Below are 421 nucleotides of genomic sequence, written 5' to 3' on the forward strand. Positions count from 1 at the left end.
CAGCAAACTTGCTCAACCAGGCGATGTCGTCAGCCGTCGTCGTCTGGCTAACACCAGGACGTACGTGCAGGTACATCAGCTCCGTTTCCGGGTTGCGGTCACCCTCACGATCCCGGGGGATCAGGTAGGCCTGGCCGATGCTGTTGTACTCACACCAGTTGATGATGTCGTAAGTAACCTCCAGCTTGAAGCACTCCTCGGAAGCAGTACCCGTCGTGCGGAAGGTGTCCACGCTGGGGTTGATCGTGATCAGGTCACAGGCACGCTCGTCGATGCCGATGCCGTCGTAGTCGGGAACTACGGCACAGTCCGCTTCCTCATCCGTGGGGAAGGTCAGCGTGTAGTCGTGGATACCGTAGACCGTGATGCGCTGCGTACAGGCAGCAGCGTTGGTCAGGCCCTGGCCGTCAGTAGCCGTGAA

Annotated in this window: 1 protein-coding gene; it reads right to left on the reverse strand. The window is 59.9% G+C overall.

The window, feature by feature from the left end:
* The coding region (locus E1J53_RS24765; protein WP_173021633.1) for a hypothetical protein at positions 1-421 on the reverse strand (421 nt) is incomplete at both ends.

The sequence above is a fragment of the Lewinella sp. W8 genome, assembly GCF_004375085.3.
Taxonomy (GTDB): Bacteria; Bacteroidota; Bacteroidia; order Chitinophagales; family Saprospiraceae; genus Neolewinella.